We start from the raw sequence: 12,279 nt of genomic DNA, 5'->3' as shown, positions 1-12,279 counted from the left end.
GCCGTCTCCCTCGACCGGGTTGCTCAGGACTTCCTGATGGCGGCCAGCACGTCCGCCGCGCCCTGTTCGAGGAGGTCTGCGGCGACCGCGGCCCCCACCTTCTCCGGAGCGTCCACCGGCCCCGCGCCCGCCGCGGTGACCTGGACGGCCCCGTCCAGCGAGGTGACGGCGGCGGACAGGTGCAGGCGGCCGTCGGAGCCGATGCGGCCCCAGGCCCCCACGGGGACCGAGCAGCCGCCGTGCAGTTCGGCGAGCAGGGCGCGCTCGGCCCGTACGCAGGCGTCCACTTCGGCGTCTCCCGTCCCGGCGAGCAGGCGGGCGGCCGGCGAATCGGCGCGGACCTGGATGCCGAGGGCCCCCTGGCCGGGGGACGGGAGGAACACGGACGGGTCGAGGACCTGCCGCTGGTGCGCGGGGGGCGTCATGGCCAGCCGGTTCAGTCCGGCGGCCGCGAGGACCACGGCGTGCATGCCCGCGCGTCCGACGTGTTTGATCCGGGTCGGCACGTTGCCCCGGATCGGGACGACCTTGAGGTCGGGCCGCAGGTGCAGGAGCTGGGCGATCCGGCGGGGCGCACCCGTGCCGACGACCGCGCCTTCGGGCAGCCCGTCCAGCGTGGCGCCGCACAGCACGTCCCGTACGTCCTGGCGCGGGCCCGGGGTGGTCAGCAGGACCGTGCCCTCGGCGACGCGGGTGGGGAGGTCCTTCAGGGAGTGGACGATGACGTCGGCCGCGCCCGTCACCAGGGCGTGTTCCTGGTCGGAGGAGAACGCCGAACCCCCGGACGTCCTGGCGACCTCGGCGAGGGTGGAGGTGGTCCTGTCGCGGTCGCCGCCCTCGGTGATCAGCAGCCGTTTGAAGACCACCTGGGGGAACGCGGGCCGGATCTGCTCCAGCCACTCCCTGACCTGCTGCTTCGCGAGCGCGCTCGCCCGGGACCCGACGACGAACACATCACCCATGCCTGCCAACTCCTCGTACGGCGAAGGTCGTTGGTCAAGCCTAGTGGGCCGACAAGCGTGCGGATTCCGACAGTCTGTTGGGATCGGGGCGCCGACCGGTCCGCCACCCGGGGCGCCGACCGGTCCGTCGCCCGGGGCCGCGGCGGACGCCGCGGCGCCGGAGTCGCCGGGGCGGGACGGTCCTGGCACGCTGGGAACCGGGGACCGCGAACGGGCAGGCGGTGCCGTATGGCCACGGAACCCAGGGGTGGTGCGGGCGGAGACCGGTCCGGTGCGGATACCGGGTGGGCGCCGGCGCTGTCACGGGCCGCCGGGGAGCTGCGGGGCGGTACGGGTCCCTGGCCGTCGGCCGCACGCAGGGCGATACGGCTGACCCTCGCCGCGTGCACCGGTTTCTACGGCTTCCTCTACGGGCTGGACCGGCCGGTCGGTGCCACGTACGCGCTGTTCGCGGCCGTCTCGCTGGGCGGGCTGTCCCGGATCCCGGGCACGGGGCGGCAGCGGGCCGCCGTCATCGGCAGGGCGCTGCCCGCGGCCTGCCTCCTGGTGCTGGTCGGCACCTGGCTGGCGGTACGGGACTGGGCCGCCGTGGTCGGGATGCTGGTCATCGGCTTCTGCCTCGCCTTCTCGGCGGCGGCCGGGCCCCGAACGGCCGGGGCGGTCCCGGGACTCCAGCTGATGTACATCCTGCCGTGCTTCCCGCCGTACGCCCCGCAGAGTCTGGGCGACCGGCTGACGGGCGCCGCCGCCGGCGCGCTGCTGCTGCTCGTCGCCGAGCGGTACCTGCTGCCCGACCCGCCGGTGCCCACGTACCGGGAGCGGACCGCCGACGCCGCGGCCACGGCGGCCCGGCTCGCCGCCGCGCTGGCCCGGGTGCCGCACGTCGTCTCCGGTGCGCTCGCGGCGCAGGCCTCGGCGGCGGGAGAGTCCCTGCGGTCCTCGCGGGTGCCGGAGGCCGAGCGGCCCGCCGGACCCGGGCTGCGCCAGCGCGCCCTGGCCCACGCCGGGCTGGCCGCCCGGACCCTGCTGGGCCGGCTGCACAACCTGCCGCCGCCCCCGGCCGGGCGCTCCCCCGCGCCCCCCGGCCTGGAGCTCGTAGGGGCGGTGCAGGCGACGGCCGACGCGGTGGCGCGGGAGCTGCGGGAGGGCGGTCGCCCCGAGGGGGCGGAGGAACTGCGGCGGCGGCGCGCCCGCGTCGCGACGACGGCCCCGGCCCCGGTGGCGGAGGTCCGGCGGCGACAGGCCCTGCTGCTGGAGGTCGCGGACGCGGCGCTGGCGCTGCGGACGGCGGCCGACATGGCGGTACGGGGCCGGGCGGCGGTGGCGGAGGCGGACCATCCGACGGGCCGGTTCTGGTACGCGCAGCAGAGCGAGGCCGCGCTGTACCGGCACCGGCTCGCCGGGCATGCCGGCCCCCGTTCGGTGTTCTTCCAGAACGCGGTGCGGATCAGTCTGGCGCTGGCGGCCGCCCGGACGGTGGCCGCGCTGGGCTCGCTGCCGCACGGCTTCTGGGCGATGCTGGCCGTCCTGAGCCTCACCCGGACCACCGCGGTGCAGACCCGGGCGGCGGTGCGCGCCGCGCTGATCGGGACCTGCCTGGGCGCCCTCGCGGCGGCGGGCGTCCTCTCCCTGACGGGCACGGCGTCGACCGTGTACGCGTTCGTGCTGCCGCCGCTGATGCTGGCCGCGTTCTGCATCGGGCCGGTGCGCGGGGTGGGCTGGTCGCAGGGGCTGTTCACGCTGGTCATCGCGCTGGTGTTCGCCCAGCTGTCGCCCGCCACGTGGCAGCTGGCCGAGGTGCGGTTCGTGGACGTTCTGATCGGGAGCTCGATCGGCTTCGTCTGCGGGCTGCTCGCCTGGCCGCGGGGCGCCCACGACGAGCTGGGCAGGGCCGTGGCCCGTCTGCTGGCGGAGTGCGGGGACCATGTGCAGCAGACCACGGACGGTGTCGCCCTCCGGGGTCCCGCCGCGCGGCCCGGTGGCGGGCAAGCGGTGTTCGACGACCGGGAGTCGCGGGTGCGGCACGCGCTGATCATGGCCGAGACGGCGTACGCGCAGTACCAGAGCGAGACCCAGCGGCCGCCCGGTCCGGGCCCGGACTGGCAGGCCGTGCTGATGACGGGCCACCACGTGCTGTGGGGCGCACGGCGGGTCCGGGAACTCTCGGACGGGGGCCCGCCGGGCGCGGAGGCGGCTGCGCTGGTACGGGAGTACGGGTCCACCGTGGGGCGGGGAATGCAGCGGGCCGCCGTACGCCTCGCCCCGCCGAAGGGCTCCGACGCACCCGCCCCTGCGCCGGACCGCCCCCGACCACCGCTCCCCCTGGACGGCTTCGGCGCGGACGAGCCGCCGCTGTTCTTCACGGCGCTGGTCTGGCTCGACTCGCTGACCACGGACCTGGAGCACATGTCCGGACCACCGGCGCGGGTGCCGCACTCGTGAAGGCCGGGACGCCCCCTAGACGGGTACGGCGATGCGGCCGTCGCGCAGTTCCACCACCTGGTCCGCGAGTTCCATCAGGGTCGGGTCGTGGGTGGCCACCAGGGCGGTGACGCCCTCGCTGCGCACCGCGGCGCGCAGCAGCTCCATGATGGAACGGCCCGTTTCGGAGTCGAGCTGGCCGGTGGGCTCGTCCGCGATGATCAGGTCGGGTTCGTTGGCCAGGGCCCGGGCCACGGCCACGCGCTGCTGCTGGCCGCCGGAGAGTTCGCCGGGGAGCTGATCGGCGTGGTCGGCGAGGCCGACGAGGGCCAGCAAGGTGCGGACCCGCTCCTCGCGCTGCTTCGCCGGGACCTTCCGCATGCGCATCGGGACGCCGATGTTCTCGGCGGCCGTCAGGACGGGGAGCAGGCCGAAGGACTGGAAGACGAAGCCGATCCGGTCGCGGCGCAGCGCGAGCCGTCCCGCCTCGTCCAGCGTGGCCAGGTCGGTGCCGTCGAGGGAGATGCTCCCGCTGGTCGGGGTGTCCAGTCCGCCGACGAGGTTGAGCAGGGTGGTCTTGCCGGAGCCGGACCGGCCCTTGAGGGCGGTGAGTTCACCGTGGCGGATCTCGAACGAGACGCCGCGCAGGGCGTGGACGGCCCGCTCGCCGGATCCGAAGCTGCGGTGCACGTCGTGTACGGCCACCATGGGCCCGGGTGTGGTGTGTTGCTGCGTCATGACCGGCTCCCCCGCGAATCGGTCGGTGGACACGGGTGGTTGCCGCCCATCCGACCCCTGTCTTTCGACTCCCTGCTGAATTTGCTCATCCCTCACATCCTTCGCGCAAGTCCCTTCCGCCTCACGATCGTTTCTGAAAACATCGTCCGCTATCCGGGGTTCACGCTCCGGATCGGGGGAGGGGACACACCATGCTCGGCTTCGTCGCACGCCGGCTGCGCGGGCGACTGCCGCTCGCTGCCGTCGTGCTGCTCACGGTGCTCATCACCACGACCGCGTTGACCGCGCTGCTCGCCTTCACCCGTGTGGTGCCGGACGCCGGGCTGCGCCAGGCCCTGCAGGGCCCCGGACACGCCCGGACCACCGTCGTGGTCACCGGTGAGCACGCGGCGGGAACGCGGGCCAAGGACGACGAGGCCGTACGGGCCTTCGCCACCCGGCTGTTCGGCCGGCTGCCCGTCGCCGTCGAGAGCGTGGCGCGCAGTCGCTCGTACGGGCTGCCGGGCGCCCACGCCCCGGGCAAGGACGCCGATCTGACCCTGCTCGCCGCCCTGGACCGCTCGCGTACGCGGCTCCTGGCAGGCCGGTGGCCGCAGCCCGCCGCGGACCCCTCCGCCCCGGTCCAGGCCGCCGCCCCGCAGGCCCTGCTGACCCGGCTGGGGCTGGTCGCCGACGCGCTGCCCGCGGAGATCCGGCTCGACGACCGCTACGGCGGGGCCCCGCTCACCGTGCAGGTGACGGGCGTCTACCGGGCGGCCGATCCCGGCTCCCCGTACTGGCGGCTCGACCCGATCGGCGGCCGCGAGGTCCAGGTGTCCGGCTTCACCACCTACGGGCCCCTGCTCACGGAAGACTCCGCGTTCACCGGCGGGGCCCTGCCGCAGAACAGCCGGGCCGGCCTGCTGACCGCGGACTTCTCCGCCGCCCGGCCCGCCGACGTCCAGGCCGTCCGCGCGGCGGCAGCCGGCCTGCGGGCCACCGGCCCGGACGCGGACGCCGCCGCGGGCCCGCTGGAAGCCGCCGGAATCAAGGCGGCCACCGAACTGCCCGAGCTGCTCGGGGAACTGGAGTCGGCGCAGCGGGTCGCCCGGTCCACGCTGCTCGTCGGCGCCCTGCAGCTCGCCGTGCTGGCCGCGGCCGCGCTGCTGCTGGTCGCGTACCTCATGGCCGAACGCAAGGAGGCCGAGCGGATCCTGCTCACCGCCCGGGGCGCCTCCCGCCGACGGCTGGCTCTGCTCACCGGTTTCGAGTCGCTGCTCCTGGCCCTGCCCGCCGCCGTCCTGGCCCCGCTGCTCACCCCTCCCCTGCTCGGCCTGCTCACCCGGTCCGGCCCGGCGGCGAAGCCGGCGCCCGACACCTCGGCGAGCCCGCTGACGTGGGCGCTCGCCGGCTGCTGCGCCCTGGGCTGTGTGCTGCTGACCGCGCTGCCCGCCGTGCTGCGCGGGGCGGCCGCCGCGGCCCTGCGCCGTACCGGCGCCCGGCAGGCCGTCGTGGCCGGCGTGGTCCGCTCCGGCGGAGACCTCGCGCTGGTGGCACTCGCCGTCCTCGCCTACGCGCAGCTCGTCCGGTACGGCGCTGACGGAAGCCGGGCGGCCGCCGGGGCCGGGTGGTTCGGGGTCGACCCGGTCCTCGTCGCCGCGCCCACCCTGGCCCTGTGCGCGGGCACGGTACTCGTCCTGCGGGTACTGCCCTTCGCCGCGCGGCTGGGCAGCCGGATGGCGGCGCGGGGCCGCGGGCTCGGCCCCGCGCTGACCGGCTGGCAGCTGGCCCGCCGCCCCCGGCAGGCCACCGGCCCGGTACTGCTGCTGGTCCTCGCCGTCTCCAGCGGGGTCCTGGCCCTCGGCCAGCACCGCGCGTGGACCGGATCCCAGCGCGACCAGGCCGAGTTCGCCACCGCAGGGGGGCTGCGGATCGTCGGGGGCGATCTGTCCCCCCTGGGCCGCGGCGGCCGCTACGCCTCCCTCCCGGGCGGGGACCGGGTGATCCCGGTGGTCCGCCACGACCACTCGCTGCCCGGCGGTGGGGCCGCCACCGTTCTCGCCCTGGACGCCCCGGCCGTGGCCCAACGGGTACCGCTGCGGCCCGATCTGCGGGACGGGCGGAGCATGCAGGAGGTGTTCGGCCCCTTGACGGCGCCCGCACCGGGCGCCGCCGCTGGGCCCGCGACCTCCGCAAGTCCCGCGAACCCGGCGGGTCCCGCGGCTGCGGCGAGCCCCGCCGGGCCCACCGGTGTCGCCCTGCCCGCCCGGACACAGCGGGTCGACCTCGACGTGTCCGTGACGGCGCCCGTCGAGGCGGGCCGTCCCCGGCTGGGCCTCCTGCTGCGCGACCGGTTCGGGCTGACCTACCGGACGCCGGCCGCCCCGCTCCCGGTGAACGGCGGGGGCACGGCCTCCTTCGACCTCGCCGGGCTTGCCGATGCGCCGGTCGGGTCCGCCGCGGCTCCGCTGGAGATCGGCGGGATCGTCCTCTCCTTCACCGCGCCCGCCCCGCAGTACGGCGACGCGCAGCGGCCGCCGCGCGTCGACGCCGAGCTCACGGTGCGCGGGATCGCCGTGGCGCAGGGCGCCGACGGCCCGGCCGCTGCACTGCCCGCCCCCGCGCCCGCCTGGCACCTGGCGGGGCCGGAGCCCGCCAAGGGCGGCGTGGAAGGCGCCCCGTCCACGGGTGAACTCCGGTCCTCGGACGGTGCCTTGCTGCGGCTGCACTACCGGTCCTCCGACTACGGCGACCTCCAGGTCCCGGTGACCGCGGGCGCCCCGCCGGCCGCCGAGGTCCCGGCGCTCGCCACCCGCGCGTACCTCGCCGGCATCGGCTCGGCCGTCGGTGACGTGGTCTCCGTACCGCTGGGCTTCGACACCGTGCGGGTACGGATCACGGGAGCCGTGGAATCCCTGCCCGCGGCCGGCGGGGCCGCCCTGGCCGTCGACCTGCGCACCCTCGGGCACCGACTGGCGGCCGACGGCGGGACGGCGCTGCCCGCGGCCACCGAGTGGTGGCTCCCGGCCGCCTCCGCCGGCGACCCGGCCCCCTCCCTGGCCGCCGCCGAACTGCGGTCCGGGGCCGGCGGGACGCAGCAGGTCCAGTTGCGCGAGCAGGTGCTCGCGCGGCTGCTGGACGACCCGCTGAGCGCCGGACCGCAGGCCGCACTGGCGGCGCTGGCCCTCGCCTGCGCGGTGCTGGCGGGGATCGGCTTCGCGGCGTCCGCCGCGGCGAACACCCAGGAACGGGCCGGGGAGTTCGCCGTCCTGCTGGCCCTGGGCGCCCCGCGCCGGGACCTGGCCCGGACCGCTGCCGCCGGGAGCGGTGTGCTGGTGGTCCTCGCCACCGCCGTGGGGATCGGGCTGGGGGCGGCCATCGTGCACCTGACGGTGCCGCTGATGGTGCTGACCTCGGGCGGGCACCGCCCCGTACCTGCGGTCGTCGTGGATCTGCCGGCCGGTGAAACGGTGCTGCTGGCGGCCTGCATCGCGGCAGTCCCGCTGCTGTCGGCCCTGTTCGGGGGCCGGCGCAGCCGGAACGCCTCAAGCGCAGCCGCCCGGCTGCGGTCCGTGGAGGAGATGTGAGCAGCCCGTCCGGCGCGTCCCGGCGGTCGACGCCACCGCACGCCCGTCTCGCCCCCTGGGTGCGGACCCGGCTGCGCACCGCGCCGCTGACCGCCCTGCTCGGCGCCGCGCTGGCCTTCCTGACCGTCCTGCTGGGCGCGGGACTGCCGCGCGCCCTGGACCGGGGCGCGGATCAGGCCCTGCGCTCCTTCCTGGAGCACGAGGGGACCAGCGGTACGAGTCTGTTCGCCACCGCCAAGTCCCGTGAGGCGGGCGGGAACGCGGAGGACCTGGACCGGATCCTTTCCGTCCTGCGGGCGCCCGCCGGCCACGGCTTCGCCCTGTCCGCGGACGGCGAGGTGCACGGCGCCCGGGCCATGGGCGGGCGCTCACTGGCCAATCCGGAACTGGCCCGGCCCGAGGGCGTGGATCCCGTACTGAACCTGTTCCACCTGCGCGAGAGCGGCGCGCGCACCCGGCTCGTCTCCGGACGGTGGCCGGGCGGCGGCTCCCCGGGCGGCCCGCTCCAGGTCGCCTTGTCGCAGAGCGTCGCCGACACCCTCGGGGCGAGGGTCGGCACGGTCCTTCAGGGGCGCTCCCTGGGCCACGACGCTCCGATCGGCGCCGAGGTCGTCGGCCTCTACGCCGTCGACGACCCGGGCGCGGCCTTCTGGACCGATCTGAGCTGCCTCGTCCGCGCCTGCCGCAGCAGCACCAAGGGGCCCCTGCCCCAGGTGTACTGGCAGGCCTCCGCCCTCGTCGGCCCGGAGGCCCTCGACGGGCTGGCGGCCTGGGGCGAGCGCTCCGAGGACTTCTGGCGCCTTCCGGTGGACACCGGCAGGCTGCGTGCCGACCGGCTGCCCGCCGTCCAGAAGGAGATCTCCGCGTTCGTGGCCGGTCCCACCGCGACCGCGCTGGCCGCACGGTCCGGGCGGCCGGACCTGCGCGTCGCCTCGGGCCTGCCGGAGCTGTTCACCGAGGCCCGGGCCCGCCGGCAGGCCGCGGCGCCGCTCGCCGCGATCGGGCCCGCGGGGCTCGCCGGGGTGGCCCTGGTGGTGCTGTGCCTGGCCGCCGGGCTGACCGGTGACCGGCGGCGGGCCGAACTGCGGCTGCTGGCGGCCCGGGGCGGCTCCCGCGCCGGCATCGCCGGCCGCCTCCTGGGGGAGGCGGCGGTCACCGTACTGCCGGCCGCCGCGCTCGCCACCGGGCTCGCCTGGCTGCTGCTGCCGACGCCCCGGTGGGCCCCCTCGCTGATCTCGGCCGCGTGCGTCACGCTCGTGATGCTGCTCGCCTTCCCCGTACGGGCCTTCCTGCTGCTGTCGCCCCCGCGCCCGCCTGCTCCGCGCCGGCGCCTGGTGGGCGAGCTGCTGGTCCTGGCGGCCACGGCCGCCGCCGTGTTCGAGGTGCGCAGCCGCGGCATCTCCCCCGCCGGGCAGGATCCGGACCCGCTGCTGGTGGCGGCCCCGCTGCTGCTCGCGCTGTCCGGGGGCCTGTTGCTGGCGCGGCTGCTGCCGGTGCTCGTCGGGGCGCCGGCCCGCGCCGCGGGACGCGGGTCCGGCCTGGTCCTCTTCCTCGGCCTGGCCCGGGCGGCGCGGGGCGCCGCGGGGCGGGCGCGGCCGCCGGCGCTCCCGTTGATCGCGCTGCTCCTCGCCGTCACCACGGGCGGGTTCGGGGCCACCGTGCTGTCGGCGGTGGACACCGTCCGGCTCCAGGCGGCCCGGGAGAGCGTGGGCGGCGACGCGCAGATCGCGCCGCCTTCGGGGGTCCCCGTGGCGCAGCCGCTGGCGGAGGCGGCGGCGCGGCTGCCCGGGGTGCGGGGCTCGCTCACCGCGTGGGTGGACGCCGACGGGTACGTCTTCGACAGCGACCGGGGTTCCGTCAGGGCCACCGTCGTCGTCGCCGATCCGGTGGAGTACGCGAAGATCGCCCGCTCCCTCGGGCGCGGGCGGTTCGATCCCGCGCTGCTCGACGGGGGTTCGCCCGAGGCCGTGCCGGCCCTGTTCAGCCGGGACCTGCTCAAGCGGGCCACCGGAGGCGTCCACCGGGTGCGGTTCGCGGACGGCGAGGAGCTGCGGGCGAAGGCCGTTGCCGTGGTCGACGGAACCCCCGCCCTCCCGGAGGGCAGGGCCTTCGTCGTCCTGCCCGCCGCGGCGGCCACCGCCCAGTACCCGAAGGCCTCCCGGCCCACGCACTGGTTCGCGGTCGGCGCGGTGGACGACGACCGGCTGCACGAGGTGGTACGCGCCCACGTCCCGGCGGCGGTCCTCGACTCGTACCGCGTACGCACCAGCACGGGGGTGTACGCGGAGCTGGCGGGCGACCCCTTGCAGCGCTCTGCGGCCCGGCTGTTCCGGGCGTCCCTCGCGGGCTCCGCGGGGTTCGCGGTGCTGTGCGTGCTCCTCACCCTGGTCCGGGCGGCGCCCGACCGCGCGGCGCTGCTGGCCCGGCTCCGCACGATGGGCCTGCGCCGTCGGCAGGGCCTGGCGCTGGTGCTGGCCGAGGCGCTGCCCCAGGCGGTCGCCGCGGCCCTCGGCGGCGGACTGCTCGCGGCCGCGGCCGTCGCCCTGCTCGCTCCGGCGGTGGACCTGAGCACCCTGGTGGGCGCCGCGGTTCCGACCGGTCTGCGGGTGGCGGTGCGGCCGGTGCTCGGGCAGGCGCTGGGCCTGGCCGCGCTCGTGGCCCTGGCCGTGTGCGCCGAGGCCGTGACGTCCGGCCGTCGTCAGATCACCACCGAGTTGAGAGCGGGAGACCAGCGTTGAAGAGCGAAGCGCCCACGTACGAGGAGCTGCGCCGCACGGCGCCGGCCACAGCCGGGCCGCCGGGCCGCGACGCGGGCCACGCCATCGTCTGCGACCGCCTGGTCCGGATCTTCACCACGACCGGCGTCGAGGTGCAGGCCCTGCAGGGGCTGGAACTGACCGTCGCGCAGGGGGACCTGATCGCGCTGGTCGGCGCGTCCGGCAGCGGCAAGTCCACGCTGCTGAACATCCTGGCCGGCCTGGACGTGCCGACCGCCGGGAAGGCCGTGGTGGGCGGCTGCGACCTGCTGGAGATGTCGGGGCGGGACCGGCTGCGCTACCGCCGCGAGACCGTGGGCTTCGTCTGGCAGCAGACGGCCCGCAACCTGCTGCCCTTCCTGACCACGGCTCAGAACGTGGCCCTGCCCATGCAGTTGCGGAGCGGAGGGCGGGGCGCGGCCGCGCGGCGCGCCGCCCGGGTCGCCGAGCTCCTCGACTTCCTGGAGCTCGGCGGGCTGGCGGACCGCCGCCCGGCGGAGCTGTCCGGCGGCCAGCAGCAGCGGGTCGCCATCGCGGTGGCCCTGGCCAACGACCCCGCGGTGCTGCTGGCGGACGAGCCGACCGGGGAACTGGACTCGGAGACCGGAGCCGCGATCTTCGAGGCCTTCCGGACCGTGAACCGGGAACTCGGCACGACCGTGGTGATCGTGACCCACGACCCGCTCGTGGCGGGCGAGGTCCGCCGTACGGTCGCGATCCGCGACGGCCGCACCAGCAGCGAGGTGCTGCGGCGCACGGTCACCGACGAGCACGGGGCGGAGTCGGTGAGCGAGCGCGAGTACGTGATGCTCGACCGCACCGGGCGCGTGCAGCTCCCGTACAAGTTCCTGCAGGCCCTGGGCATGGAGGACCGGGTGGCGGTCGATCTCGCCTCCGACCGCATCGAGGTCCGCCGCGACGACTTGGAAGCGCAGTGAACGGGTGACGGGGGCGGATCGGAGGGAGAATGGGGCGCGGGGGCGCGTGCCGGTCGATTCCCGGGGGAACGGAGGGCATCCACCATGCTGGGAGACAGCAGGGCATTCAGCGGGTACTCGGTCGACAGCGTCGAGGGCGTGAAGCAGTTCTACGCCGACACGCTGGGGCTGCGGGTCTCCGAGGAGAACGGCATGCTGTTCCTGCACTTGGGCGGGGACTCCGACGTGCTGCTCTACCCGAAGGACAACCACGCGCCCGCGACGTTCACGGTGCTGAACTTCCCGGTGGACGACATCGACCGGGTCGTCGACGACCTGTCCGCCCGGGGTGTGGCCTTCGAGCGGTACGAGGGGTTCGGGCAGGACGCCAAGGGCATCGCCCGGGAGAATCCGCCGGGGCCCGCCATCGCGTGGTTCAAGGACCCCGCGGGCAACATCCTCTCGGTCATCCAGCAGGGTGACGGTTCCTAGGGCGCGGACCGGACCGGGACCGGCGGGTATGGCATCGATCGTCGTCCTGTTCGAGCTGGCGGCGGACCGGGCCCTCGGCCCGGACGGCGTCGAGCCCGTGGTGGTCGCGGTGCACGCCGCGGGGGCCGACCCCGACGTACCGCAGGACCCGCTCCCCCGCACCCTCTGCGGACTGGACACCGACCCCATGGAACACGCCCACTACAGTCCCGGCGGACCGGGCGAGCCGTGGTACCCGCCGGCCTCCGAGGACCGCCGGTGCCACGCCTGCGAGGCGGCGCTCCACGCCCGGTGACGTGCGCCGGTGCGGCCTGCCGTCGCGTTTCCGTCGCGCCGGTGCGGGCCCGCGCGCGCTCCGCCTGAACCAGCCCGCCCCGGCCGCCCGCCCCTCCCCCGCACAACCGCCTCCCCTTCGGGCTTGACAGTG

The 12,279-nt window shown here is 76.5% G+C and carries 8 protein-coding genes; 6 read left to right on the top strand and 2 right to left on the bottom strand.

Features of this window, described 5'->3' with window-relative positions:
* Window positions 1-23: 23 nt before the first annotated feature.
* The gene (hemC, locus tag ABZ128_RS31310) at window positions 24-962 is read right to left on the bottom strand and encodes a hydroxymethylbilane synthase (RefSeq protein WP_356852740.1); all 939 of its coding nucleotides are present in this window, start codon (window positions 960-962) and stop codon (window positions 24-26) included.
* A gap of 228 nt (window positions 963-1,190) precedes the next feature.
* On the opposite strand from hemC, the gene ABZ128_RS31305 reads away from it, so the two are divergent.
* Entirely contained in the window at window positions 1,191-3,404 is a 2,214-nt protein-coding gene (locus ABZ128_RS31305) for an FUSC family protein (protein WP_356852738.1), read from the top strand.
* Between the two features lie 15 nt (window positions 3,405-3,419).
* Here the strand turns inward: ABZ128_RS31305 and ABZ128_RS31300 are convergent, their stop codons facing one another.
* Window positions 3,420-4,121 carry an ABC transporter ATP-binding protein gene (locus ABZ128_RS31300; RefSeq protein ID WP_356852737.1) on the bottom strand — a complete coding sequence of 234 codons (702 nt, stop codon included), beginning with the start codon at window positions 4,119-4,121 and terminating at the stop codon, window positions 3,420-3,422.
* A 191-nt stretch (window positions 4,122-4,312) separates the two neighbouring features.
* Here ABZ128_RS31300 and ABZ128_RS31295 point away from each other — a divergent pair, with 191 nt between their 5' ends.
* The 5 genes from ABZ128_RS31295 to ABZ128_RS31275 all read left to right on the top strand — a co-directional run bounded on the left by ABZ128_RS31295 (window position 4,313) and on the right by ABZ128_RS31275 (window position 12,147).
* Window positions 4,313-7,687 (top strand): FtsX-like permease family protein, encoded by a 3,375-nt coding sequence (locus ABZ128_RS31295; RefSeq protein WP_356852735.1) that lies wholly within the window; start codon window positions 4,313-4,315, stop codon window positions 7,685-7,687.
* Complete coding sequence (locus ABZ128_RS31290; protein WP_356852734.1) at window positions 7,684-10,425, top strand: hypothetical protein; 2,742 nt, start codon at window positions 7,684-7,686, stop codon at window positions 10,423-10,425. The genes ABZ128_RS31295 and ABZ128_RS31290 overlap by 4 nt, the downstream gene beginning before the upstream one ends.
* Window positions 10,422-11,381, top strand: a complete 960-nt coding sequence (locus ABZ128_RS31285; protein WP_356852732.1) for an ABC transporter ATP-binding protein — start codon at window positions 10,422-10,424, stop codon at window positions 11,379-11,381. Before ABZ128_RS31290 ends, ABZ128_RS31285 begins: the two co-directional genes overlap by 4 nt.
* Before the next feature lie 84 nt (window positions 11,382-11,465).
* Window positions 11,466-11,852 (top strand): VOC family protein, encoded by a 387-nt coding sequence (locus tag ABZ128_RS31280; RefSeq protein ID WP_356852731.1) that lies wholly within the window; start codon window positions 11,466-11,468, stop codon window positions 11,850-11,852.
* Between the two features lie 28 nt (window positions 11,853-11,880).
* Complete coding sequence (locus tag ABZ128_RS31275; protein WP_356852729.1) at window positions 11,881-12,147, top strand: hypothetical protein; 267 nt, start codon at window positions 11,881-11,883, stop codon at window positions 12,145-12,147.
* The last annotated feature ends 132 nt before the right edge of the window (window positions 12,148-12,279 follow it).

It is taken from the genome of Streptomyces sp. NPDC006326, from assembly GCF_040612915.1.
In the GTDB taxonomy this organism is placed as follows: domain Bacteria; phylum Actinomycetota; class Actinomycetes; order Streptomycetales; family Streptomycetaceae; genus Streptomyces.
This window is presented reverse-complemented; position numbering and strand designations above follow the sequence as displayed.

What these genes read in the sequence shown, in the direction of transcription:
- hemC (WP_356852740.1), bottom strand. Translation starts at nt 962, where the DNA reads ATGGGTGATGTGTTCGTCGTCGGGTCCCGGGCGAGCGCGCTCGCGAAG.
- ABZ128_RS31305 (WP_356852738.1), top strand. Translation starts at nt 1,191, where the DNA reads ATGGCCACGGAACCCAGGGGTGGTGCGGGCGGAGACCGGTCCGGTGCG.
- ABZ128_RS31300 (WP_356852737.1), bottom strand. Translation starts at nt 4,121, where the DNA reads ATGACGCAGCAACACACCACACCCGGGCCCATGGTGGCCGTACACGAC.
- ABZ128_RS31295 (WP_356852735.1), top strand. Translation starts at nt 4,313, where the DNA reads ATGCTCGGCTTCGTCGCACGCCGGCTGCGCGGGCGACTGCCGCTCGCT.
- ABZ128_RS31280 (WP_356852731.1), top strand. Translation starts at nt 11,466, where the DNA reads ATGCTGGGAGACAGCAGGGCATTCAGCGGGTACTCGGTCGACAGCGTC.
- ABZ128_RS31275 (WP_356852729.1), top strand. Translation starts at nt 11,881, where the DNA reads ATGGCATCGATCGTCGTCCTGTTCGAGCTGGCGGCGGACCGGGCCCTC.